This window comes from Acinetobacter sp. A22, from assembly GCF_030913345.1.
GTDB classification, from domain to species: domain Bacteria; phylum Pseudomonadota; class Gammaproteobacteria; order Pseudomonadales; family Moraxellaceae; genus Acinetobacter; species Acinetobacter junii.
Genome location: NZ_CP133163.1, coordinates 145973 through 170587 on the forward strand (window position 1 = coordinate 145973; position 24615 = coordinate 170587).

Consider the following 24615-nt stretch of genomic DNA (forward strand, 5'->3'; position numbering starts at 1 on the left):
CTCAACAGACCCTAGTTAATTCTGCAAATAAATCATTGCTCGGTGGTGGTGGACTTGATTATATCATTCATAAAAAAGCAGGCCCATTGATGAAAGCTGAGTGTGTGCGGCTTAATCAGGAAAAAGGAGGATGCTCTACTGGACAAGCCGAAGTAACAACTGCTGGTGATCTACCTGCCAAATATCTGATACATGCGGTAGGTCCAAGATGGTTAGGTGGCGAAAGTAAGGAGCCACAATTACTTTGTGATGCCTATAGCAATGCGCTTATGAGAGCCAATGAGATTGGTGCTAAAACAGTTTCTTTTCCAAATATTAGTACAGGTGTGTATCGTTTTCCTCAACAACTTGCTGCTGAGATCGCAATTGGTACAATCTGTTCTATATTGCCGCAGCATGATCAAATCGCAGAAGTATTCTTTGTATGTCGAGATGCAGAAAATTACTTAATTTATAAAGAAATTCTTTCGATGCTTGATGATCCAAAAATTCAAATCAAGATATCATCGGTTGAGTAGTTTTCCGTAGTGGGATAAATTAAATAATGGATAGTTCGTATAAGAATCCAGGGCACTGTTGCAAATAGGCTGACATGATAAGCTAAATATCTTATTTATTTCGAGATACAGCAGATGAATCCCTTCCACGGTCGGCACTTTCAAGGTGAAATCATTCTTTGGGCTGTTCGTTGGTATTGTAAATATGGCATCAGCTATCGTGAACTTAAAGAAATGCTCGCTGAACGAGGCATAAATGTGGATCACAGTACAATTTATCGTTGGGTTCAGCGTTATGCTCCAGAAATGGAAAAACGGTTACGCTGGTATTGGCGTAATCCTACAGATTTACATTCATGGCATATGGATGAGACTTATATCAAAGTGAAGGGGCGATGGACTTACCTGTATCGTGCAGTTGATCAACGGGGTCATACGATTGACTTTTACCTTTCCGCTAGACGGAACAGTAAATCAGCCTATAGTTTTCTAGGAAAGATCTTCAATACGGTGAAAAAATGGCAAATTCCACGGGTCATCAATACAGATAAAGCAGCGACCTATGGCCATGCTTTATCACGATTAAAGCGAGAAGGAAAATGTCCAGTAGATATTGAGCACAGGCAGATTAAGTATAAAAATAATGTCATTGAATGTGATCATGGTAAGTTAAAGCGGATCATCAGGGCCACATTAGGATTCAAATCTATGAAGACGGCTTATGCCACAATTAAAGGTATTGAAGTCATGCGTGCACTACGTAAAGGACAAGCATCGTCATTTTATTATGGTCAGCCTCAGGGTGAAGTGTGTCTAATCAACAGGGTTTTCGGTCTCTAAGTACTTTTTAAAGGGAACATCATCGACTCAAATCTCTATTTGCAACAGTGCCCTTTTTTGCCATCGCTTCCTGGATGATTTCGGCCTTTAATCGCTCTTCCGCATACATCTTTTTAAGTCTGGTATTTTCGGCTTCTAGCTCTTTCAGTCGAGCCATTAATGATGTATCCATACCACCATATTTGGCACGCCATTTATAAAAGGTAGCATTACTCATGCCGTGTTCACGGCAAAGGGTCGCTACAGGTGTGCCAGATTCTGCCTGTTTCAAGATGGACATGATCTGACTGTCAGTAAATTTAGATGTTTTCATGCAGAATCTCCTGCTCGTATCTTAAGAGAAAATTCTACTTTTAGATCCTATTATTTTTAGGGGGGATTACCGTCTAAATCAAGAAAAAGGTGGATGCCCTACAGGTCAAGCAGAAGTAACAACAGCAGGTAATCTGCCTGCTAAATACCTTATTCATGCGGTTGGACCACGATGGTTAGATGGCGAACACAATGAGCCACAATTGCTTTGTGATGCTTATAGTAATGCACTATTCAAAGCTAATGAAATTCATGCACTCACTGTTTCTTTTCCATGTATTAGTACAGGTGTTTATGGTTTTCCACCTCAAAAGGCTGCTGAAATTGCGATTGGCACCATACTCTCTATGTTGCCTCAATATGATCATGTTGCAGAAGTATTTTTTATCTGCCGAGAGGATGAAAATTATTTAATTTATAAGAATATTTTATCGAATATCGATGATCCAAATATTCAGATTCTGATTTCTTAGTTTAAATTATCGAAAGCTCGTATAAGAATTCAGCCACAATTTTGGCTAACAATTCATGTTCTTCTTGTGATTCAACAATATCGACCATCAAATCATCTAAACCTGTTTGTTCCTGAATGGTAACACCTTGAATTTCTAGATAAGTCAGCATTACAGCTAAACCAGTTCTTTTATTACCATCAACAAAAGCATGACCTTTTGAGATAGCAATACCAAACCATGCTGCGATCTCAAAAATGTCGCTTACATTGCTGTAATACATCTGCTGATCTATACGGCTTAATACGCTTTCTAGCTTTTCAATATGACAGCCTGTTCGCCCCACGCCAGTTTGTAATAGGATCTCATCATGTACAGCGATCACGAATGTTGAGCTAATCAAACTCATTTATAAGCAAGCTCTTGAAGTTCTGCTTTATGCTGCTTAATAACTCGTTTAGCACTGTGCATCACAACACGTTTTGTTGCTTCATCATTGCTAAATTGAATTGGTAATACTTGACCTGAAACCTTTTGGCGATTTGAAACTTGATCAAGGCTATAGTCTTTTAAACGCTTTCTCATCTTCATACCCCTATTAAAAGAGAATTTCATTTTAGCCTAAATTAAACAATTAATGAACCGTACCGGGTTTGTCGGAGACCACTTTTCTTGAGAGAATGTCCCGATGAAAAAAGTAAAATACACCCCTGAAATCAGAGATAGAGCGGTTCAATTATTGATTGAATCTGAAAAAGATTATCCTTCTACTTGGGCTGCAATCACCGCTATTGCTCCCAAGATAGGTTGTACTCCTGAAACTCTACGTGTTTGGTATCAAAAATATTTAGATAAACAAAACCCAATTAAAGTACAGCAACTTTCAGATCAAGAACGTATTAAACAACTCGAACGTGAAAATAAAGAACTGCAACGTGCTAACGAAATTCTACGTAAAGCAGCCGCTTTTTTCGCCCAGGCGGAGCTCGACCGCCCACACAAATAATGGTGGATTTTATCCAGAACAATAAAGATCGATATGGTGTTGAAGCGATTTGTAGAATTTTACCGATTGCAGCTTCGACCTATTATCGGGCTTTAGATCTCGTTGATAACCCAGAACATCGAGCGAAACGTGCTCTGCATGATTTACATCATGCAGAGCAAATCAAACGTATTTGGAAAGAAAGTTTAGGTCGATATGGTGTGCGTAAGGTCTGGCAACAATTGAAACGTGAAGGTTATGTTATCGCACGTTGTACAGTTGCTCGATTGATGCAGAAGCTAGGTATACAAGGTGTTTGGCGTGGTAAGAATAAACAAACCACCCGTAGCCGAGATGATCAAAAACGAGCAGATGACTTAGTAAAACGCAATTTTAATGCAGATCATCCTGACCAGCTGTGGGTCGCTGACTTCACGTATATTCAAACTCATTCAGGCTGGGTCTATACCGCCTTTATTATTGATGTGTTCTCGCGAGCAATTGTTGGATGGAAAGTATCAACACGTATGAATACAGATATGGTGCTCGATGCACTGGAGCAAGCATTGCATGATCGAGGCATGCCAAAGAACGTGATTCATCATAGTGACAGAGGCGTGCAATATCTTTCCATTCGTTATACCAATCGTTTAGAAGCAGCAAATTTACGAGCATCAGTCGGTACGACCGGTGATTCATACGATAATGCTTTGGCTGAAACGGTGAATGGCTTATACAAAACAGAGGTGATTGAATATTTAAAAGCGGATTGGCAAGGTTTAGCGGATGTACAACTTGCGACACTAAACTGGGTAGATTGGTTCAATAAAGAGCGTGTACACAGTGCACTGGGTTATGTATCACCTTTTGAGTTTGAAGCAATGTACTATGATAAGATTAACCCGTTAGGTCAGGTGGCCTAACTTAAATAAAAAAGTCTCCGACAAACCCGGTACGGTTCATAAGTACGATAGTGAGGATCTTTTCTTGGAATAGCATTTTCTGAATCTATATCAAAGAAATCATAAATTTTAGTGGCTGTTACTGTGTTAAATAATTTTTTGTCCATATACACGATTGCTTTTCCTTTATTTGCGTCGAAAATTACCCTACCCCTTGGAATCTGTTCATATTCATAATGACGTAGTTCTGCGTATACACTTTGCATATTTTTCCAATAATCGACATGTGTATATGGACTATCAATTAAGCCTATTGAATCTGCATCATTTAAATTGAATGGATGAGCTATGCCGATAACTTGCTTTTGCAAAAACCAAAAAATTCCTATTTTCATTTTTCATCAACTGATTAATTTCCCTAAAATTAACATAATACACCTTATACGAAATGCTTTATAATTTTCCTTAGAAATCAATGCTGTAGTTTCTAGTTTATAGCCCATCTTCCCCAAGGTGGGCTTTTTTTATGATTTTTCACGTTCCACGCCTATTATTTAATCAATGTTTCACAACTTTGTTCATATCAGTTAAACAATCGTGGTTAATCATAGGGTCTAAAAAAACGGCTCCAAAAGCCTCTTTTCGGCTGGTCCGGTTCAACGTGCTCCGGCACTGGAATACGCTTATTTTCTGTCTGTTCTGGAGTAGTCAATCCGTCATGTTTAGCTTCTGGTGTGTCCGTTTAGGGGCGTTCGGGAGGATGTGTTTAAGTTCAATAAGCAAGTTTTTCCGCTGTACTTCAAGTATTTGAACCGGAAGTCCAAAGTAGAACTGACGGTCCCTTCGTATGAGCGAAAATCTAAACGTCTTGTAAATAGTTTTCATGAAATGACGGCATTTTTTGAGGATCTTCAAAAGTAGGTTTAAACCACAAAGATGGCTGTGATGGCGATCAATAACAGTGGGGATGCACTCAGCATGAATCTTTGGGTTTTGAGGTTGAAGTCGGTGTCATATTTTTTTGAATATTGCTTATATTTCAAGGCAAAGCAGAGGCTTGATACAAAGCATCCGATGAGGAAACTCAGCATTAACGCCATGCGATAATGGTCAATGCTGAGGTACGTTCCTGCTGTAAATTTATGGAACTGGTAGTAGTTGCTGCCCATGAGAAAAATTAGGCACAACAACCCAAGCCCCATGGCGTTGTATTCCATTTTTTTGTTGTGATCTTGGTATAAAAACTTAGTGATAAGCATGCTTAAACTAAGGCAAAGTGGGACCAAAATTACTGTAATGCTGATCAGTAAGTTACTGAATAGCCATGATTGAAGGTCTGGATTGTTTCTAAATTGGTAGATATTTAAAAATGGGAAAAACACCACTGGAAAGAAGTACATATAGGACAGCTTAAACGAGTCCATATTTTTAATTTTCATCATGTGGGATCAGAGTCCTGACTGTAACTAAGGTAGTTAGGTAGGTATTATGTGTGATGTTAAGCTCTAAATTTTGCACATAATATAAGTATTTGATTTTAAATGTTATTGTATTTATGTAGTAAAAATAAAACTCAAATATTAATATTTATAAGTTATTGAAATTTAATATAAAATTCAGATCACACATAATGCCTACCTTGATTTGAAAAGAAGCTATTGTGTGTGTCGATCAAAGCATTAGAAAGGTCTCTAGTTCTTTATCCTGTCTACCTGACTTAGAATATGATTTACGTAGGCTTTACTCAGGATTACGTCAATGTCAGCAGTAAATGTAATTAATGAAAATGACGATGAGAGAGAAATTGCTTCTCAGGCAGCTTGTGCACTTCGAGAAAGCTTTATTACCGCAGCTCAAAGTGGAGCAGTTCTGTATGTTGAAAACGATTGAACCGTACCGGGTTTGTCGGAGACTTTTTTATTTAAGTTAGGCCACCTGACCTAACGGGTTAATCTTATCATAGTACATTTGTTATTGACGTGTTCTCACGAGCAATTGTTGGATGGAAAGTATCTACACGGATGAATACAGATATGGTACTCGATGCATTGGAGCAAGCATTGCACGATCGAGGCATGCCAAAGAATGTGATTCATCATTCCGATAGAGGTGTTCAATATCTTTCTATTCGCTATACCAATCGTTTAGAAGCTGCAAATTTACGAGCATCAGTCGGTACAACTGGTGATTCATACGATAATGCTCTGGCTGAAACGGTGAATGGCTTATACAAAACAGAGGTGATTGAATATTTAAAAGCAGATTGGCAAGGTTTAGCAGATGTACAACTTGCGACACTAAACTGGGTAGATTGGTTCAATAAAAAGCGTGTACACAGTGCACTGGGTTATGTATCGCCTTTTGAGTTTGAAGCAATGTACTATGATAAGATTAACCCGTTAGGTCAGGTGGCCTAACTTAAATAAAAAAGTCTCCGACAAACCCGGTACGGTTCACTTGGCTTTCTTTGAGTTTGCGAGATAGTTCTTGATTTCAACTACACGAGATTCTGGAACACGCAAAACTTTTGTAGGTTCATCATAAAGAGCTTTACGTCCTGCCCCTTCTCTACTTCCACCATACTGGTTTACCATCTATGTCTCTCCCTGTATAAACTTGATATTGTAACAAAATCAAGTTTATTAATTAGAAGAAGCTAAGACAATGAAATTACGATAAATGGTTAGTCACTTTTATATTAGTATTTCTGCGAAATCAATCTCTAAAAATATAAGGGAGACTACCTCCCTTATATTTCAACCAATCGAGATAATCGGTTATCTTATATCTCTAGACCACATATCTTTTACTTAATCCCCATTCTGCCAATATCCGTCTATATGTCGTTGAAGATTTGTCTGCTGCAAAGTGCGCCTCCATTGAAACATCTAATGGAAGTTCTTCCGGTTTTTGACTCTCAACAATATCCTGATCCTCTGCAAAAATTTGTGCATTGAAGTCATATACAGCCTGTAGGTCACCCGTCGTATCAAAATTACGTGTCAACGGAACAAATAGCCTGGTTTGATTATGCGAAACAGGACAACAAGCATTCAAAATTTTTAAAATCCCATTGTTAGGAAAATAGACAGTAAGTGTTGCCGAGAATGGAGGATATACATCAAATTCTCGTTTCCATAAGAAATTCTCTGGCTCTAAATGTCTCAAACTATGAGGAAAGTTACTTACTGTAGAGATATAAATCGTTTTAAGTCCATAATCTGTTCTTTCAGTTTCATATTTTGGCACTACTGGATTATCACGATCAGCGAATGCCTTGTTATGCACCCAGGCAAAATGTGCCACATCGATAAAACCTTCAAGCTGACGACCACTAGAACCTGCTATATCAACAAATGGTGGGAGTATTGATTGATGTTCATCCGAATCCCAAGTTTCAAGAACTGGAAAATTAGCTTCACTTTCATCACGGCTAAATAAGCTGGTCCAAACTAGTCCATATTTCTCAACTACAGGGAATTTAGTTAAGGTGAACCGATCTGAAATTTGGGTAAGTTCTGGTTGAGCAGGGATTTTTACGCACTTACCTTGTGCGTTATAGTTGAGCCCATGATAGGGACAAACAATATTTTCACCTTCTACCCATCCTTTACTTAATGGCACTCCTCGATGTGGACAGATATCTCTGACCAGATGAATTTCTCCACTTTCAGTTTTATAAATAGCCATTTTGACATCAAGAAGCTGAACTTGTTGCGGTTGAGTCGTTACATCCTGGATTTGAACTACCGGATACCAATGCTGCGCTAGAATATTCCAGTCATTTGGGTCAAATTGACTACATTGTGGCTGAGTGAATAAATTGAGAACTGGTATTGCATTCATTTTAGCGCTGCCCCTCTTATAAGTTATTGATTAATTCAAACTTCTTAGCATTGCTTCATCATGACTTTTTCTTTTCTATCTGTCTATTAAAGACTTTAGGAATGGTATTTCTAATTTTTAGAACACTTTTCTTATTATTGTTCTTCTTATCTAAACTTAACGAATAACTAGCATTTTATAACTCATCACAATTCTTAATTGATGCTGAATTACTTGGACTCCTATTACTACTCTGACTTTATTTAGTGTTGCCTTTTTGGCAACGAGTTGAGCGAGATTCTCTGCTATGCACGGAATTAAATTGTCATTAAGTTGATAACAACAAAGTTCAAAGAGCCACAAAAATGTTGATATACACACCACCTTCTACGGCTAAAAGTATTCCAGTAATCGACTTAAGCGACAGTTTTTCCGATAACCTAGAAAAACGGAAATCTGTTGCGTGGGAAATCCATAAAGCATGCAGAACAACAGGTTTCTTCTATATTAAAAATCATGGTATCGCTTCTGAAGTTCTCCAAAAACAATTAGACATTGCAAAACAGTTTTTTGACCTTCCGATTGAAAAGAAACTAGAAATTGATTTCAAAAACTCCAAATGCCTTCGTGGTTATGAACCAATGGCAGCTCAAACACTTGATGAAGGCTCTCCTCCTGACTTAAAAGAAGGGTTCATGTCAGGGAAAAATCTAGATTCAAGTCACCCATATGTCCAAAAAGGCTATCCACAACATGGGCAGAATCAGTGGCCTGAAGATCTTCCTGAAATGAAGACCCAGACCGAAACCTATATTCAACAGACTTTAAAACTGGGTAAGCATCTAGCTGGCCTATTGGCACTTTCTCTTGGGCTTGAAGAAAACTACTTCGAGGCAGGCTATGATGAAACTGTCATTATTACCCGTATGCTTCACTATCCTCCTCAATCTGAAAAAATTGTAAACAATCAGCTAGGGTGCGGTGCGCACACTGATTGGGGGTTACTGACGCTCTTATTGCAAGATGAAGTAGGTGGACTAGAAGTACGCAATAGTGAGGGTGAATGGATACGTGCACCTCACATACCAGATACTTTTATCGTAAACCTCGGTGATTTAGTCCAATTCATGACTAATGGACTCTACCTCTCAAATATGCACCGTGTTTTCAATAGTAAAGCAGGTGTCTCACGTTATTCGGTTCCAACCTTCTTTGACTTGGATTACGAATACAAAATCAAAACGCTGCAAAATTTAGGTGATCAATTTAAGGCTGAACCTAAAGAAATGACTGTAGGTGAATACCTAGCCTATATGTATCAAAAAACTTACGCATCGAAAAAAGAAGCCGTTTAATTTATTCAACAGTTGGTATCAAAATTATGAAAAAAATGTTTCCTCTAGGTTGTGCTGGTTTAGGCATTCAAAACTCATCAAAAGAACGACCAGTAAGCCTGAATGAGCCTACTATTCTCGAACAGTTCGAAATGCTAAAAGCTGCGGAGGTCTTTGATTTTCTGGATCGTATCCCTCTTGAAGATAGTCAAATAGATGCTTACATCAAGGCAAGTCAGAAAACAAATATCCCTATTTATTCTGGTTGTGGCTTATATGTCATTGGCAAGGATGAGGAAGCATTCAAACAGGATATTAATCGTAGTGCCGCTGTAGGGGCCAAATTCCACAACATGATGATTTGGGCAAAACATGCAGATGGTCATTATGTAACGAACGAAGAAGTTGCTAAAACTTATATCGATTTCTACACCTACGCTCAAAGTAAAGGAATAACGGTTACCTTAGAGTGCCACGTTGATAACTGGTCTGAAGATTATCGTCGAGTAATTCCGGTGGCAGATCTTATAGAAAAAGAAGGTGTGCCGTTTGAGTTTGCAATGGATTACAGCCATTGTATTTTTAAAATTGAAAATGAAATTGAGCTTGCTGTATCACAAATGCGTGATGATCCTGAAGCTATCAGAAAGTTAGATCCTTTTAATAATGATAGTTTTGCAGATGATTGGCTGAATCGAAATTTAGTTACATGGGGGCAGATCCGTCCTGCAGTCCCGAATAATCCAGTTAACTGGTTAGCATTTGAAACAGGACCATATAATGGCTTAGGAACAAATCGTCCTGGCCGAGGAATTCAGTATCCATTTAATCAACCTACGGAAGGTGAATGGCATACAGACTTCTGGCATGCATATAAGCTTGCACCAACCAAAGAAGTCATTCGTAAAATCATTGATAGCTACTTGAACAATCCAAATTCTAAAGTTCAACTTATGACTGTTGATAATATCAATTTAGAGTCGTATGGTTTAAATTGGAAATACAACATGTTTGCCGACAGTTGCAGTGTTGCCCATTATATTCGTGAGATTTATGAGGAGCGACTGGCAATATTTATGGCAAAACAAAATTCAACTGATACTCTTCAAAGAGAATCAGCATGAATAACCTACTTAATTTAAAAAATATTTTCGTAAATGCCAGTCTTTTAGGACTTTTACTCATCAGTGGGGCCAATCCAGCATTGGCCGCTGATCAAGCGGCTTTTGTCTATGTCGCTCATAAAAACGATTATGGTTGGTCTTATTCACACGATATAGGTCGTCTGAAAGCAGAAAAGTCCTTACAGGGTAAATTTAAGACCTCTTATATCGAGAATATTCTAGATAATGCCGACTCTGAACGTACATTTCGGAGACTCGCACAACAAGGAAATAAGGTTATATTTGCTACTACCTTCGGGTATATGAATGCCATTGAAAAGGTAGCTAAACAGTTCCCGAACACCATTTTTATGCATGCGAACGGATATAAAACTGCAAAAAATGTGGGAGTCTATGATATCCGAACCTATGAAGGCTCTTACTTGCAAGGGGTATTGGCAGGCTATAAGACTAAAAGTAATGTTTGGGTGTTGTAGCACCATTCCCAATTCCTGAAGTCATTAGAGACATCAATGCCTATACACTTGGGGCTCAATCTGTAAATCCAAAAATTAAGACCAAGATAGTCTGGATTAACACTTGGTTTGATTCAGGAAAAGAGCATGAGGCTGCACTTGCATTAATATCGCAAAATGCTGATATATTATCACAAGTCACCAACTCACCCGCTGTAGTTAAAGCTGCTCAGGAAAAAGGGAAATTTGGCTTTGGCTGGAACTCAGATATGAGTAAGTTTGCTCCTAAAGGTCACCTAGCTGCATCAGTGTTATATTGGGAAAAAATCTATACTCCTGTTTTGCAGCAAGTGCATAACAAAATATGGAAGTCGGGATCGACATGGTATGGTGTCAAGGAAGGTGCCATCGATATAGCAGGTTTTGGTCCAATGGTCTCTAACAATGAAAAAATGAAGGTTTTGGCAGTCCGAGATAAAATTCGTAACGGTCAATATATTGTGTTTAGTGGACCACTTTACAAACAAGATGGAACATTACTTTTGGGAAAAGGTAAACATCTCTCAAATACGCAATTGATGAGTATGAATTATTTCGTTAAAGGCGTGGATGCTGCTTATCCAAAATAAACAAAGCTAAGCCTTTATTGAGGGATTTCGATAAGGGCTTAGCTTTTTAGTTGTACTTTTCAGGTTATGTTTATTGTCCAGCTTCGCCTCTTTGTAGGATTTCATCTGTAATAAGCCTGGAGAGAGCGTCTGTTGCTGTAGAAAGATAATGACCTTTACGTGCATACAGACCTAAATCACAGTAGATACCATTGTTATCATTAAGCGGAATATAGCGAAGGCGATTATTAATTATTTCATTTTCCAACCCAAAGAATGTCTGAAAACCAATTCCCTTATTCCTGAGTATTAACTGTTTCATTAATTCCAAAGAACTCGTTTGTATTTTAAAATTTGGAATAGCATGTTGTGCACCCGCAAATAATGGCGCCAACTGTTGATAAATAGACAAATTAGGTTTTGGCATAATCACATCATAGTCGAGGCACTGATGGAATGACACCGTCTTTTGAGAAGCCAGCGGATGGTCAGTCGATACAATTGCACCTAATTTAAAATGGGATATTGCTATTTGGTGCAAATCATTATGCTTTGGCAAGGCAAAAGCCAAGCCTAGATCCACCCGATTTTCAATGATTTCATTAGGGATATCTTTTGAGCCTAAAATTGTAACCCCTACAGTTATATTAGGATATTTGACCTGGAATTTTTCAATAATCTCTGGCAGGAAATTAATCGCTAGTGTTTCAACACTCGCAATTTCAACATGACCTTTATAAAGCCCTTTCAGTGCATCCAATTCATTCTGCAATCGCTTAGTATCTCTCAGTACTAAACTGATATGTCTTGAAAATAACTCACCTGCATGAGTAAGTACCATACCCGAAGGCACCCGATTGAATAATGGTGCTCCAACTTCATCTTCGAGTTTTAAAATTTGCCTGTTTACAGCAGAAGATACGACATTTAATTGTCTGGCTGCTTCCCTGATTGAACCGCACCGGCGTACAGCATCAAAATAATGAATTGCTGCTGAGTGAAAGCGAAGACCACGTGTACTCATTTTAACATCACATCCTATTCCAATTTTAAAGCCCCAATCCATTTATAAATTTGAATGAGCTATTGAAATAGAAGCAAAAAACTTGCCATTAAGTAGCAGCCATTTTTTGGACCTAAAGCATTATTTTCAGTGCATCCCGTTGCTTTTTCAGCATCACCACTCATTTAAAAAAGTTTAAGCAATTGTTTTTATTTAATTAATTAAGAATAGCTCTCTTTTTGGCATCAGCTTGCTCGATATTCATTGCTATGCGGTCTCATGATTATTTTATAAAAAAAGAAAACATTATTTTTGAGAGATTGCTACATGACTGCGCTGGAAAACAATCAAAACATTACCTCTATACCCATCATCGATATTTCTGGACTTTTGGATAATGACATACAAACGCACCAAAACATTGCCTCACATATTCGGAAAGCATGCTTAGATAAAGGTTTTTTTTACATTACGGGACATGGAGTTTCTAAAGCATTACAAGATAAGGTTTTTGAATATTCCAAATTATTTTTCAGTCTTCCCCTAGAACAGAAAATGCAATGGACCATCGAGCTTTCTGAAGCAAACCGAGGTTATGAACAATTAAGAGCACAAACCCTTGAACCTGATTCTCCACCTGATATCAAGGAAGGCTTTTATATCGGGAAGGAACGCTCAGCTTCAGATCCTGTTGTCATCCATAAAGCTTTTAACCAAGGCCCAAACCAATGGCCAGATATTGATGGATTCAAAGAGGTTATGGAGGAATACCAACTAGAAATGATCAAAGTCTCAGAAAGGCTCATGCATGCTATCGGTTCGTCACTAGGTCTGGAAGAAGATTATTTCTCAGAGTTCTGCAAGGATGCAGATTTAGTCACCTTGCGTTTATTGCACTATCCTCCACAACCCTCTAATGCTCAACCAAATGAAAAAGGATGCGGGGCACATACTGATTTTGGAGGGTTAACCCTATTACTTCAGGATCATAACCGCGGTTTACAAGTGTGGGATCAAACTCAAAAGCAATGGATTTGGGCAGAGCCAATTGAAGATAGTTATGTCGTTAACCTAGGTGACCTAATCTCTATGTGGACGAACAATACATATAGATCCACCCTCCATCGCGTTGATATGTGCTGAATTAGCAGGAGACTTTCACTTGGGATATGCTAGGCAGCTAACCGATAAAAGTTCTCTGCTATTTGATTTGGCGTTTTAAAATCCAAACTCTTTTGAATTCTTCGCTGATTATAAAATAACACAATGTATTTTGTAATATCTGCTTTAGCTTCATCTCTGGTTTTATAGTTGCAATGATGCACTAATTCATTCTTGAGTATGCCCCAGAAACTTTCAATCGGTGCATTATCGTAACAGTCCCCACGTTTGCTCATTGAACCTTGAAAATCACATTTTTCCAGTATCTTTCGATATTCATGGCTGCAATATTGGCTGCCTCTGTCCGAATGAACAATTAAGCCTTTCGTTGGTTTTTGATTACGAATCGCCATAGTCAGTGCATTGCAAACAAGTTGTGCGGTCATACGCTCATTTAAGCTATAGCCAACCACTTGTTTCGTGTACAGGTCTTTTACTGCTGCCAAGTATAACCAACCTTCAGCAGTCCAAATGTATGTAATATCGCTTGACCATGCAAGATTGGGCTTAGTCATTGAAAACTGTTGCTCTAGTAAATTTGCGTAGATCGCTCGATTATGATCACTCTTCGTAGTTCTTTTGAAACGCTTATGACGCTTACAATACAGCTGGTTGAGCTTTTTTATTTGACGTACAGCATACGTACTGATTTTGATACCTTGCGCTTGTAAATGCTTAGTTAATCGAATATAGCCATAGCTTTGTTTAGTTTCCTCATGAGCTATTTTGACCAAAATTGTCTGTTGATTTCGCTGAACCAATCTTTTATTCATGCCTCGTTTTAGCCAATCATAAAATCGTGACACTGAAACGTGAAGTAATCTAGCCATAAAGCTAATCGGGAATAAATATCTTTGCTGTTTCATATAGGCGTACCTTACTGACTTTCTTTCGCAAAGTACGCTGCTGCCTTTTTTAGAAATTCACGTTCCATTTCAGCTGTTTTGAGCTGTTGTTTGAGCTTTTTATTTTCTTCGAGTAAGGCATTTAGATCAGGTGAATATTGTTTAGTGCCTGCTAAGGTGCCAGTCTTTGCTTTATTATTCCAATTTGAAAGAGTTTGCATTGAAATGCCAAGTTGTCTGGCTGTTTCCGATACATTGCCTTGATTGGCTTCAATCAATTTTATTGCTTCAACTTTAAATTCTGCGGTGTAAGTCTTCTGTTTCTTGCTCATGGTAAACTCCTGATGAGTGTCTATAGTTTACCAAGTTAAAACCTCCTGTTTTCTCAGCACACATCACGTCATCAACATCTCAGGTGGGGAACGATATTCTGTTCCATTCTTCTACAGCGGTAATCACCAGTATCAGATTGAATGCATTCGAGAGTGTTTGGAGGAAAACTCAGAACCGCTATATCCACCAATCAGTGTTGAACAGCATTATCGTGACATGTTCAAAAAAACATATATCTAATAATAAGGAGTTTCCCATGAAAAAATTACCAGTTATCGACATTGCACCTCTTTATGACGTTAACCATCCTGATTATGCAGATATATGCAACCAAATTGACCAAGCATGTCGTGAATGGGGGTTCTTCTATATCAGTGGTTATAAACCGAATCACCTTGCAGAAGTTCAAAGTTTAGCTAAAGAGTTTTTTAGTAAACCACTGCTTGAAAAACTAGAAATAGACATCCAAAAACACAAAGCCTCTCACAGAGGATATGGTGCATTGGGTGTTGAACAACTTAATCCTGACCTGCCCAATGACTTTAAAGAAGTATATGACATGGGTGTTCACCTAGAAGCAGATCATCCTGATGTAATCAATAAAGAACCATTACGTGGTCCTAATGTATATCCGAATATCGAGGACTGGAAAACTGTAATGGATGGCTACTTTGAAGAGATGTTGGACTTAGGAAAAGTTCTTCTAAATGCCATGTCTCATGCCATTGGTCTTCCACAAAATTATTTTGATTACTGCCTACAAGAAAGTCTGTGTGCACTCCGCCTCATTCATTACCCACCTGCATTAGACAATACGCAATCAGAGAGTTTCAATGCTGGAGCACACACTGATTATGGCTGCGTGACTATTCTTGCTCAAGACGATGTAGGGGGATTGCAGGTTCAGGATGTGAATGGGAATTGGATCGATGCTCCGCCTATTCCTGATACTTATGTTATCAATATCGGCGACATGATGGCCCGTTGGTCCAATGACATCTTGAACCGTACCGGGTTTGTCGGAGACTTTTTTATTTAAGTTAAGCCACCTGACCTAACGGGTTAATCTTATCATAGTACATTGCTTCAAACTCAAAAGGCGATACATAACCCAGTGCACTGTGTACACGCTTTTTATTGAACCAATCTACCCAGTTTAGTGTCGCAAGTTGTACATCTGCTAAACCTTGCCAATCTGCTTTTAAATATTCAATCACCTCTGTTTTGTATAAGCCATTCACCGTTTCAGCCAGAGCATTATCGTATGAATCACCCGTTGTACCGACTGATGCTCGTAAATTTGCTGCTTCTAAACGATTGGTATAGCGAATGGAAAGATATTGCACACCTCTGTCGGAATGATGAATCACATTCTTTGGCATGCCTCGATCATGCAATGCTTGCTCTAATGCATCAAGCACCATATCTGTATTCATCCGTGTAGATACTTTCCATCCAACAATTGCTCGTGAGAACACATCAATAACAAATGCGGTATATACCCAGCCTGAATGAGTTTGAATATACGTAAAGTCACCCACCCATAGTTGGTTTGGATGATCAGCATTAAAATTACGTTTCACTAAATCATCTGCCCGTTTTTGGTCATCTCGGTTACGGGTGGTTTGTTTATTCTTACCACGCCAAACACCTTGTATACCTAGCTTTTGCATCAATCGAGCAACTGTACAACGTGCAATAACATAACCCTCACGTTTCAATTTTTGCCAAACTTTACGTACACCATATCGACCTGAACTTTCTTTCCAAATTCGTTTAATTTGTTCAGCATGATACTCATCATGTAGATCTCGTTTCGCTCGATGTTCTGGATTTTCAGTGAGATCTAAAGTTCGGTAATAGGTTGAAGGTGCAATCGGTAAAATTCTACAAATCGCTTCAACACCATATCGATCTTTATTGTTATGGATAAAATCCACCATTATTTGTGTGGGCGGTCGAGCTCCGCCTGGGCGAAAAAAGCGGCTGCTTTGCGTAGAATTTCATTGGCACGTTTTAATTCTTTAATTTCACGTTCCATTTGCTTCATTTTTTCTTGGTCAGATATCTGTTGTACTTTGGCAGGATTTAGTTGATCCAGATGCTTTAAATACCAAACACGCAATGTTTCAGGAGTACAACCGATTTTAGGAGCAATAGCTGTGATTGCTGCCCAAGTAGAAGGATAATCTTTTTCAGATTCAATTAGTAATTGAACCGCTCTTTCTCTAATTTCGGGGGTATAGTTTGGTTTTGTCATCGGGATAGTCTCTCAGAATATTGACTCTCCGACAAACCCGGTACGGTTCATCTACAAATCTACACCACATCGTGTTTCAAGTCCTAAAGGCAAACAACGTTTTTCTTTCCCATTCTTCATCCAGCCGAGCCCAAAAACTGTAATCCGTTGCCTGCCTAACTGTTACAGCGAATCCAATCCACCTAAATATTCACCAATTACTAGCATGGAATATCTACAGTCACGCTTTGATGCTACTTACAAACATCGTGCTGACGTTTAAATATCGGGGACATTCAAATGAAAAAAATTATCACTTCATTACTATTAAGTACCTGTGCAGTCAGCACTTACTCTTTTGCAGAAAAACCTTGGTTATATTGGCAATCCAATAGTATTTCTGCACTTTATGGTAAAGGTTTCGAAGTAGAGCCGGATACACATGAAACGATTACTTTTGAACATGCGAGCAGTTGGAGATGGGGAGATCTCTTTCTATTCGTCGACACTTATTGGTTTGACGGTGAAAAGACTGCTTCCCAAGGACATAATGCTGTCTATACAGAAATAGCCCCACGCTTTTCAATAGGAAAACTAACCAATACGAATTTGAGCTTTGGGCCAGTGAAAGATGTCCTAATAGCTACGAGTTTTGACTTAAGTATTCAAGATCAGCCTGGCTATGACGATATGTGGACTTATTTAGTTGGTCCAGGTTTTGACCTAGATATCAAAGGCTTTGATTATTTCACCCTTAATTTTTACTATCGCATTCCAGACGATGGAAACACCCCAAGTGGACAATGGCAAATCACTCCTTCCTGGTCATATACCGTCCCATTTCTTAAATCATCAATCATTTTTGATGGATACATTGATTGGGTAGTCAATTCCAAAGGTAATAACTCTTCCGACTTTCACTTTAACCCACAAATCAAATATGACCTTAGCCCTCATCTAGGCTTAAGCCCAAAAAAATTAGCAGCAGGTATTGAATACGACTATTGGAAAAACAAATTCTTAATCGAAGACACTCCATATTTTAAAACTAATCAAAATGCTACTAGTTTCATCGTCAAATATACCTTTTAGGCTGAAGGAGAAAAACATATATGACTAACACAATCACAGCCAATAACTTAAAACCAAGCTCCATGATTTTTCTCAGTATCCAGCACGTCTTGGTAATGTATGCAGGTGCTGTTTCAATTCCCCTAATTGTTGGAGGAGCTTTAGGGTTAAGCACTGCAGAAATTGCTTTCTTAATTACTGCAGATCTATTTGTTTGTGGCATTGCCACCCTCATTCAAACTATTGGTTTTAAAAATGTAGGTATTCGCTTTCCCATTATGATGGGTGAACCGTACCGGGTTTGTCGGAGACCACTTTTCTTGAGAGAATGTCCCGATGAAAAAAGTAAAATACACCCCTGAAATCAGAGATAGAGCGGTTCAATTATTGATTGAATCTGAAAAAGATTATCCTTCTACTTGGGCTGCAATCACCGCTATTGCTCCCAAGATAGGTTGTACTCCTGAAACTCTACGTGTTTGGTATCAAAAATATTTAGATAAACAAAACCCAATTAAAGTACAGCAACTTTCAGATCAAGAACGTATTAAACAACTCGAACGTGAAAATAAAGAACTGCAACGTGCTAACGAAATTCTACGTAAAGCAGCCGCTTTTTTCGCCCAGGCGGAGCTCGACCGCCCACACAAATAATGGTGGATTTTATCCAGAACAATAAAGATCGATATGGTGTTGAAGCGATTTGTAGAATTTTACCGATTGCAGCTTCGACCTATTATCGGGCTTTAGATCTCGTTGATAACCCAGAACATCGAGCGAAACGTGCTCTGCATGATTTACATCATGCAGAGCAAATCAAACGTATTTGGAAAGAAAGTTTAGGTCGATATGGTGTGCGTAAGGTCTGGCAACAATTGAAACGTGAAGGTTATGTTATCGCACGTTGTACAGTTGCTCGATTGATGCAGAAGCTAGGTATACAAGGTGTTTGGCGTGGTAAGAATAAACAAACCACCCGTAGCCGAGATGATCAAAAACGAGCAGATGACTTAGTAAAACGCAATTTTAATGCAGATCATCCTGACCAGCTGTGGGTCGCTGACTTCACGTATATTCAAACTCATTCAGGCTGGGTCTATACCGCCTTTATTATTGATGTGTTCTCGCGAGCAATTGTTGGATGGAAAGTATCAACACGTATGAATACAGATATGGTGCTCGATGCACTGGAGCAAGCATTGCATGATCGAGGCATGCCAAAGAACGTGATTCATCATAGTGACAGAGGCGTGCAATATCTTTCCATTCGTTATACCAATCGTTTAGAAGCAGCAAATTTACGAGCATCAGTCGGTACGACCGGTGATTCATACGATAATGCTTTGGCTGAAACGGTGAATGGCTTATACAAAACAGAGGTGATTGAATATTTAAAAGCGGATTGGCAAGGTTTAGCGGATGTACAACTTGCGACACTAAACTGGGTAGATTGGTTCAATAAAGAGCGTGTACACAGTGCACTGGGTTATGTATCACCTTTTGAGTTTGAAGCAATGTACTATGATAAGATTAACCCGTTAGGTCAGGTGGCCTAACTTAAATAAAAAAGTCTCCGACAAACCCGGTACGGTTCAGGGAGTTACCTTTACTGCAGTAGGCCCAATGATTGCAATTGGGACTAATCCAGATATGGGACTACTAAGTGTATTTGGGGCAATCATTATCGCAGGGATCTTTGGCTTCCTGATTTCACCATTTATTGGAAAGTTAATACGATTCTTCCCTCCTGTGGTGACAGGAACTCAAATTCTTGTGATTGGTCTATCTCTCATTGGTATTGCAGGCACATGGTCCGCTGGCGGATATGGGGTAAAAGACTTTGGAAATCCATTGTACTTATCTATCGCTGCCTGTGTTCTATTAAGCATTATTATCATCAGCCGTTATGTTAAAGGCTTTTTGGGCAACATTTCAGTTCTAATCGGGATGGGAATTGGTTATATCATCGCTGCATTTTCTGGCCTCATCTCTTTAGACAAGATAGATGAAAGCCCATGGTTAGGTTGGGTGATGCCATTTCACTTCGGTATTCCAGAGTTTAACTTTTGGGCTGTCTTGACTATGTGCGTAGTCATGCTGGTTATTTTCATTGAAACAGCTGGGATGTTCATGGCTGTAGGTGAAATTGTTGAAGAAGAGGTGGATCAGGAAAAATTGACTCGCGGTTTTAGAGCTGACAGCCTTGGCACAATGATTGGTGGGATTTTTAATATCTTCCCGTATACATCCTATGCTCAGAACATCGGTTTGCTAGCGATCACAGGTGTTAAGAATCGCAGTGTATGTGCTTTAGCTGGTGTGTTTTTAATCCTTTTAGGTCTATTTCCTAAAATAGCTTACTTTGTTGCGTCTATACCCTCATGTGTTCTAGGTGGAGCCGCATTGTTTATGTTTGGGATGGTGACATCTAATGGTATCAAAGTACTGCAGCGTGTCGACTTTCAAAATGTGAATAATCTCTACATCATTGCAGTCAGTGCCGGCATAGGTATGTTGCCTGTATTCTCACCTACTATTTTCTCACAACTACCATCTTATCTTTCACCTCTGTTAAACAGCCCAATTTTGCTAACGGCTTTTTGTGCTGTGATTTTGAATGCTGTTCTCAATCGAAAACAGCGGATATTGGATGAATAGTATCTTCAGAAATTGAAAGATGCATAAATATCAGATACACAGGGCTTTGTTGCACAAACCTAGCCTATAAGGTTTATTCAGTCCTATAATTTCAAAATGATCAAATCTTTATTTAGACTCTCTTTACGCATGGTCACAGGTTTTGTTCAAAGTCTGATTAAACTTTGTGGATTAAATTGGACCGCACCAGATTACAGTACGCTTTGTCGAAGACAAAAACATATTGATATTGCGATTAGCTATCAAAAAAGTAGTGATGGGCTACATCTACTCGTCGACTCAACTGGCTTAAAGTTTCGGTGGTGTTTCAAAAAGTATGCTGACATTAAATGAAGCCATTATTGATGTAAAAAAAGGTTAAGTCGAAAGCTTTAAAATGGTTTTCAATCTTTTTTGAAAAATTACAACTCCTTCTAAAACCGCGCCTAATTCGATGCCTTATTTTGCAATTATTACCTTCAATACCTACAGTAAAAAATTTACCAATACTTTGCTCGCAGTTTTTAAAAGCAGTTATGAAACTGTCCCAATGATCACTTGCAATTCGGGTGTAGTGAATACCTAATTGTTTAAGCTTTGTCTTCAATCGTTGAACTGTAGCTAAGTCTCTTTTACCCCAAACATAAGCAACAATCTCACCTGTTTCTCGATGGTAGGCGTAAATAAGCCATTGTTTATTATTTTTATTTCCCACAAAAGTCCAAAACTCATCAACTTCAAGAGACTCATAATGACTTTGTTTAGGCTGAATTTGGTAGGTCGATTCGGTTAAAGTACGTAAAACTTTACCGATACTGATTCGCTCAACTTCAGCGATATCTCGTATACCACTACCTCTGACCATCAACTGTAATATTTTTCGAGTAATGCCTGAATTACATCCTAGATAGCTCAGAGCATGGTCACCAATAAACTGACGTTTACAGTCTTTGCACTGATAGTTTTGTTTCCCATCTACTTTGATGCCATTTTTCTTTATACTGTCACTGAGGCAGGTTGGACATTTGATTTCTAGAGTTATTCGCATTTCTCTATTTTATCAAAATTCAACCTGCTTTGTTTCAGCATACTTTTTGAAACACCACCAAAGTTTCTAGGTGAAGGTGAGTGGAAACGTAAGAAACATGGACCTGAATATCGTCGCCAATGGCGTAAGCTTCATATTGGCATCGATGCTGAAACCTTGCAAATACGTGCAGTACAGCTTACTACAAATAATGTGAGCGATTCGCAAGTACTCGGTGATTTACTTGCTCAAATTCCCTTAGATGAACGAATTGATTCGGTCTATACCGATGGTGCTTATGACACGAAGCACTGCAGACAAGTCATTCTAGATCGAGATGCACATGCGCTCATTCCGCCAAGAAAAAATGCAAAACCATGGAAAGATCAGAAATTGAGATCTTTAGAGCGGAATGAGTTACTGAAAACAGTTAAACGTTTAGGAAGAACGCTTTGGAAAAAATGGTCTGGTTATCATCGTCGAAGTTTAGTTGAAACCAAGATGCATTGCATCAAACTATTAGGTGATAAATTAACAGCAAGGAGTTTTTCTAGTCAGGTGAATGAGATTCATGCACGCATAGCCGTATTGAACAAATTTACAGAATTAGGTCGTCCTCATACCCAAGTTGTCACTTGAATTCTGTTCAAATGAGCAGAGTGTTATCTTTTAAATCTTTGTGCAACAAAGCCATTTTAAACTGTATAGCGTTTGCTCAATCCCCACTCTGCCAAAATTCGGCGGTAAGTGGTTGATGAACGATCTGCCTCAAAATGTGCCTCCATTGAAATATCTAAAGGAAGTTCTTCTGGTTTTTGGCTTTCCACCATGTCCTGATCTTCAGCGAAGATTTGTGCATTGAAATCATAAACTGCCTGTAAGTCTCCTGTAGTATCAAAGTTACGAGTTAAGGGAACGAATAATCGCGTTTTATTGTGCGAAACTGGACAGCACGCATTTAAAATTTTAAGTAAGCCATTTTCAGGAAAGTCGATAGTCAAAATAGCTGAAAATGGTGGATAGACATCGAAAGTACGTTTCCATAAAAAATCATCTGGTGCTAAATGTTGTAAGCCATGCGGATAGTTACTGACATCACTCACATACTCTGTATGTAAGCCATAATCCGTTCGAACGGTCGAATATTTTTGTACTTTAGGATTTTCACGATCAGCAAAACTTTGGTTATGTACCCATGCAAAGTGCGCAACATCAATAAAGCCTTCAAGCTGACGGCCACTTGATCCAGCAATATCGACAAATGGAGGGAGAATTGACTGATGTTCTTCACTGTCCCACGTGTCTAAATCTGGAAAATTGGCTTTCGATACATCGCGGTTAAATAAACTGGTCCAAATAAGTCCATATTTTTCTACAACTGGAAATTTGGTCAGTGAAAAACGATCTGAAATTTGTGTAAGTTCCGGCTGTGCAGGAATTTTTACACACTTTCCTTCACCGTTATAATGTAGGCCGTGGTATGGGCAAATAATTTCTTCGCCTTTCACCCAGCCTTTGGTTAATGGCACACCACGATGCGGGCAAATATCACGCACGAGATGAATTTTTCCACTTTCAGTTTTATACAATGCCATTTTCACATCAAGTAATTGTACTTGTTGCGGTTGTTCTGAAACGTCCTGTGTACGTGCAACTGGGTACCAATGCTGCGCTAAAATATTCCAATCGTTTGCATCAAATGAACTGCATTGTGGTTGGGTAAATAAATTCAGTACAGGAATCGCATTCATTTTTAAATCTCTACATTCGCATTATTTGCAGAACTTTTATGCCATGTAACTAGGGCTAATTCGTTCTTTTCTAAGTCAAAAATACGTTTGGATAGCATTTCTGTCTATTAGAATGATTTGCATACAATGTTCTGTTTTTTAGAACACAAAAGCAGAATGAATTGAAAAAATCAAAAGTTATGGCATGAAAATCGCTTAAGCATGGATAAGTACTTTGTAAACTGCCCGTGAGATTGAATAGCTGTATGTCGATTACCTTTTCCCGATTTTCTGAATATTTTATGGCTGTTGCCCGTACTGGCAGTTTACGTAAAGCCGCAGAACAGCTTTTTATTTCAGTCTCTGCAGTGCATCGGCAAATTGTTCTTGCTGAAGAAGAGTTAGGCGTTGCTTTATTTGAGCGTTTACCGCAGGGGCTGAAGCTAACGTTAGCAGGTGAATTACTTTATGCTGATTTGCTTAAATGGCAAAAAGAATATCAGCTGACTCGAATTCGATTTGATGAAATTCAAGGATTAAGTCGCGGCAATATTGAAATGGGTTTTATTTCTGCCCTAAATGATGGTTTTGTCGTGGATTGTATTCAACGCATGGCTGAAAGCTATCCATGGATTAATCTCAATATCAGTATGAATAGCAGTGAAGAAATATCGAGAAAAATCATTGATGCAGAATTAGATTTTGGCATTATCTTAAATCCTAAAAGTCACAATCAATTAGAAATCTTATCCTTTATTGAAATTCCTTTAGGCTATGTTTTATCACCACATCACACCTTAGCCGGCATGGATAAAATCTATTTATCTGACACTTTAAATGAGCGTCATATCATGCCAAGTGAGCCCTTAGTCATCAGTGATTATGTACATACACTCTATAAACATCACAAATTTAATCCTATACAAAAGATAGAATGTAATGACATTAGAATGATAACATCATTAATTCAACAACAATTAGGCATTGGCTTAATGTCATATATGGATGCATTACCACTTTTAAACTCGAAAAAGATCGTATTTAAGCCCATTCGTGAAAAAGGTATGCATCGTTTAACCATTGCACTGTGCGTCGCTTCAAAACGTCAAACATCTCGTCTTTCACAAATAATGGTAAATTTATTGGTCGAAAAAATGGAAGAAATCAAATTGCAATTAAAGCAACTTCCTTAAACATTTAATCCTTTGCTCTTCAATCTAATGTTTCTAAATAGC

The 24615-nt window shown here is 38.5% G+C and carries 18 protein-coding genes, 15 pseudogenes and 3 other annotated features; of the genes and pseudogenes, 20 read left to right on the plus strand and 13 right to left on the minus strand.

Translation table 11 applies throughout. From position 1 onward, the window contains the following. Positions 1-11 precede the first annotated feature (11 nt). Positions 12-518: pseudogene (locus Q9Q86_RS17085) on the plus strand (macro domain-containing protein); the annotation flags it as partial. A 114-nt stretch (positions 519-632) separates the two neighbouring features. Beyond that, a complete protein-coding gene (locus tag Q9Q86_RS17090) occupies positions 633-1337 on the plus strand; it encodes an IS6-like element IS1008 family transposase (RefSeq protein ID WP_032073143.1) in 705 nt (234 codons plus the stop codon). A 52-nt stretch (positions 1338-1389) separates the two neighbouring features. Here the strand turns inward: Q9Q86_RS17090 and Q9Q86_RS17095 are convergent. Next, positions 1390-1650, minus strand: a pseudogene (locus Q9Q86_RS17095) (transposase); the annotation flags it as partial. A 67-nt stretch (positions 1651-1717) separates the two neighbouring features. Between Q9Q86_RS17095 and Q9Q86_RS17100 the strand changes: the two are divergent. Further along, positions 1718-2122: pseudogene (locus Q9Q86_RS17100) on the plus strand (macro domain-containing protein); the annotation flags it as partial. 1 nt (position 2123) lies between these two features. Here Q9Q86_RS17100 and Q9Q86_RS17105 read toward each other — a convergent pair. Together Q9Q86_RS17105 and Q9Q86_RS17110 are read right to left on the minus strand one after the other, a co-directional pair. Then, complete coding sequence (locus Q9Q86_RS17105) at positions 2124-2510, minus strand: type II toxin-antitoxin system death-on-curing family toxin (protein ID WP_004769969.1); 387 nt, start codon at positions 2508-2510, stop codon at positions 2124-2126. After that, on the minus strand, positions 2507-2686 hold the full coding sequence (locus tag Q9Q86_RS17110; RefSeq protein WP_016658770.1) for a hypothetical protein: 180 nt from the start codon (positions 2684-2686) through the stop codon (positions 2507-2509). Before Q9Q86_RS17110 ends, Q9Q86_RS17105 begins: the two co-directional genes overlap by 4 nt. Positions 2687-2789: 103 nt before the next feature. Here Q9Q86_RS17110 and Q9Q86_RS17115 point away from each other — a divergent pair. Next, positions 2790-4009 (plus strand): IS3 family transposase gene (locus Q9Q86_RS17115; protein WP_100833221.1). Its coding sequence is split into 2 segments (ribosomal slippage): positions 2790-3066 and positions 3066-4009, totalling 1221 coding nucleotides; the frame shifts between segments, so codons are not numbered across the junction. Further along, positions 3065-3181: a sequence feature (AL1L pseudoknot), on the plus strand. (Overlaps the previous gene by 117 nt.) Here the strand turns inward: Q9Q86_RS17115 and Q9Q86_RS17120 are convergent. From Q9Q86_RS17120 to Q9Q86_RS17130, 3 genes and pseudogenes are all read right to left on the minus strand, one after another. Then, complete coding sequence (locus Q9Q86_RS17120) at positions 4006-4383, minus strand: hypothetical protein (RefSeq protein WP_112997708.1); 378 nt, start codon at positions 4381-4383, stop codon at positions 4006-4008. The two genes, Q9Q86_RS17115 and Q9Q86_RS17120, sit on opposite strands and share 4 nt — an antisense overlap. 206 nt (positions 4384-4589) lie before the next feature. Next, positions 4590-4721: pseudogene (locus Q9Q86_RS17125) on the minus strand (DNA-binding protein); the annotation flags it as partial. Between the two features lie 190 nt (positions 4722-4911). Then, positions 4912-5430, minus strand: coding sequence for a hypothetical protein (locus tag Q9Q86_RS17130; protein ID WP_112987710.1), 519 nt, complete (start codon positions 5428-5430; stop codon positions 4912-4914). Between the two features lie 316 nt (positions 5431-5746). On the opposite strand from Q9Q86_RS17130, the gene Q9Q86_RS17135 reads away from it, so the two are divergent. Then, the gene (locus Q9Q86_RS17135) at positions 5747-5878 is read left to right on the plus strand and encodes a hypothetical protein (RefSeq protein WP_260390456.1); all 132 of its coding nucleotides are present in this window, start codon (positions 5747-5749) and stop codon (positions 5876-5878) included. Between the two features lie 68 nt (positions 5879-5946). Continuing rightward, a pseudogene (locus Q9Q86_RS17140) lies at positions 5947-6405 on the plus strand (IS3 family transposase); the annotation flags it as partial. A 39-nt stretch (positions 6406-6444) separates the two neighbouring features. Here Q9Q86_RS17140 and Q9Q86_RS17145 read toward each other — a convergent pair. Both Q9Q86_RS17145 and Q9Q86_RS17150 read right to left on the minus strand, forming a co-directional pair. Continuing rightward, positions 6445-6582: pseudogene (locus tag Q9Q86_RS17145) on the minus strand (hypothetical protein); the annotation flags it as partial. Between the two features lie 196 nt (positions 6583-6778). Then, positions 6779-7834: an aromatic ring-hydroxylating dioxygenase subunit alpha gene (locus Q9Q86_RS17150; RefSeq protein WP_000991568.1), complete on the minus strand. Its 1056-nt coding sequence runs from the start codon at positions 7832-7834 to the stop codon at positions 6779-6781. A 344-nt stretch (positions 7835-8178) separates the two neighbouring features. On the opposite strand from Q9Q86_RS17150, the gene Q9Q86_RS17155 reads away from it, so the two are divergent. The 3 genes and pseudogenes from Q9Q86_RS17155 to Q9Q86_RS17165 all read left to right on the plus strand — a co-directional run bounded on the left by Q9Q86_RS17155 (position 8179) and on the right by Q9Q86_RS17165 (position 11355). Continuing rightward, positions 8179-9168 (plus strand): isopenicillin N synthase family oxygenase, encoded by a 990-nt coding sequence (locus tag Q9Q86_RS17155; protein WP_112987696.1) that lies wholly within the window; start codon positions 8179-8181, stop codon positions 9166-9168. A 26-nt stretch (positions 9169-9194) separates the two neighbouring features. Continuing rightward, positions 9195-10271: a hypothetical protein gene (locus tag Q9Q86_RS17160; protein ID WP_000738084.1), complete on the plus strand. Its 1077-nt coding sequence runs from the start codon at positions 9195-9197 to the stop codon at positions 10269-10271. Beyond that, a pseudogene (locus tag Q9Q86_RS17165) lies at positions 10268-11355 on the plus strand (BMP family ABC transporter substrate-binding protein). Before Q9Q86_RS17160 ends, Q9Q86_RS17165 begins: the two are co-directional and overlap by 4 nt. Positions 11356-11425: 70 nt before the next feature. Here Q9Q86_RS17165 and Q9Q86_RS17170 read toward each other — a convergent pair. After that, complete coding sequence (locus tag Q9Q86_RS17170) at positions 11426-12358, minus strand: LysR family transcriptional regulator (protein ID WP_112987697.1); 933 nt, start codon at positions 12356-12358, stop codon at positions 11426-11428. Between the two features lie 306 nt (positions 12359-12664). On the opposite strand from Q9Q86_RS17170, the pseudogene Q9Q86_RS17175 reads away from it, so the two are divergent. After that, positions 12665-13468, plus strand: a pseudogene (locus Q9Q86_RS17175) (isopenicillin N synthase family dioxygenase); the annotation flags it as partial. 41 nt (positions 13469-13509) lie between these two features. Here Q9Q86_RS17175 and Q9Q86_RS17180 read toward each other — a convergent pair. After that, positions 13510-14675 (minus strand): IS3-like element ISAba21 family transposase gene (locus tag Q9Q86_RS17180; protein ID WP_089024808.1). Its coding sequence is split into 2 segments (ribosomal slippage): positions 13510-14417 and positions 14417-14675, totalling 1167 coding nucleotides; the frame shifts between segments, so codons are not numbered across the junction. Positions 14676-14736: 61 nt separating this feature from the next. Between Q9Q86_RS17180 and Q9Q86_RS17185 the strand changes: the two are divergent. Continuing rightward, a pseudogene (locus Q9Q86_RS17185) lies at positions 14737-14916 on the plus strand (isopenicillin N synthase family oxygenase); the annotation flags it as partial. Between the two features lie 16 nt (positions 14917-14932). Beyond that, positions 14933-15688, plus strand: a pseudogene (locus Q9Q86_RS17190) (isopenicillin N synthase family dioxygenase); the annotation flags it as partial. A gap of 28 nt (positions 15689-15716) precedes the next feature. Here the strand turns inward: Q9Q86_RS17190 and Q9Q86_RS17195 are convergent. Then, positions 15717-16936, minus strand: a protein-coding gene (locus tag Q9Q86_RS17195; RefSeq protein ID WP_096902497.1) for an IS3-like element ISAba19 family transposase whose coding sequence is annotated in 2 segments (ribosomal slippage) — positions 15717-16660 and positions 16660-16936 — 1221 coding nt in all. Because the reading frame shifts where the segments join, the coding sequence is not laid out codon by codon here. Beyond that, positions 16545-16661: a sequence feature (AL1L pseudoknot), on the minus strand. (Overlaps the previous gene by 117 nt.) Positions 16937-16985: 49 nt before the next feature. Between Q9Q86_RS17195 and Q9Q86_RS17200 the strand changes: the two are divergent. The 6 genes and pseudogenes from Q9Q86_RS17200 to Q9Q86_RS17225 form a co-directional block, all read left to right on the plus strand. Then, positions 16986-17198: pseudogene (locus tag Q9Q86_RS17200) on the plus strand (2OG-Fe(II) oxygenase); the annotation flags it as partial. 17 nt (positions 17199-17215) lie between these two features. Beyond that, positions 17216-18007 carry an outer membrane protein OmpK gene (locus Q9Q86_RS17205; protein ID WP_005265715.1) on the plus strand — a complete coding sequence of 264 codons (792 nt, stop codon included), beginning with the start codon at positions 17216-17218 and terminating at the stop codon, positions 18005-18007. A gap of 20 nt (positions 18008-18027) precedes the next feature. Next, positions 18028-18324, plus strand: a pseudogene (locus tag Q9Q86_RS17210) (solute carrier family 23 protein); the annotation flags it as partial. Continuing rightward, positions 18323-19542 (plus strand): IS3 family transposase gene (locus Q9Q86_RS17215; protein ID WP_100833221.1). Its coding sequence is split into 2 segments (ribosomal slippage): positions 18323-18599 and positions 18599-19542, totalling 1221 coding nucleotides; the frame shifts between segments, so codons are not numbered across the junction. The pseudogene Q9Q86_RS17210 and the gene Q9Q86_RS17215, both read left to right, overlap by 2 nt. Beyond that, positions 18598-18714: a sequence feature (AL1L pseudoknot), on the plus strand. It overlaps the preceding gene by 117 nt. A 37-nt stretch (positions 19543-19579) precedes the next feature. Next, positions 19580-20644 (plus strand): annotated as a pseudogene (locus Q9Q86_RS17220) (nucleobase:cation symporter-2 family protein); the annotation flags it as partial. Positions 20645-20740: 96 nt separating this feature from the next. Beyond that, positions 20741-20962 (plus strand): annotated as a pseudogene (locus Q9Q86_RS17225) (transposase); the annotation flags it as partial. A 7-nt stretch (positions 20963-20969) separates the two neighbouring features. Here the strand turns inward: Q9Q86_RS17225 and Q9Q86_RS17230 are convergent. After that, positions 20970-21671, minus strand: coding sequence for an IS1-like element ISPa14 family transposase (locus Q9Q86_RS17230; protein WP_004678526.1), 702 nt, complete (start codon positions 21669-21671; stop codon positions 20970-20972). Between the two features lie 60 nt (positions 21672-21731). Between Q9Q86_RS17230 and Q9Q86_RS17235 the strand changes: the two are divergent. Continuing rightward, positions 21732-22289: pseudogene (locus tag Q9Q86_RS17235) on the plus strand (IS5-like element ISAha2 family transposase); the annotation flags it as partial. A gap of 56 nt (positions 22290-22345) precedes the next feature. Here Q9Q86_RS17235 and Q9Q86_RS17240 read toward each other — a convergent pair. Further along, on the minus strand, positions 22346-23401 hold the full coding sequence (locus Q9Q86_RS17240) for an aromatic ring-hydroxylating dioxygenase subunit alpha (protein ID WP_005090794.1): 1056 nt from the start codon (positions 23399-23401) through the stop codon (positions 22346-22348). Positions 23402-23646: 245 nt separating this feature from the next. Here Q9Q86_RS17240 and Q9Q86_RS17245 point away from each other — a divergent pair, with 245 nt between their 5' ends. Next, positions 23647-24573 (plus strand): LysR family transcriptional regulator, encoded by a 927-nt coding sequence (locus tag Q9Q86_RS17245; protein WP_005265716.1) that lies wholly within the window; start codon positions 23647-23649, stop codon positions 24571-24573. Positions 24574-24615 lie beyond the last annotated feature (42 nt).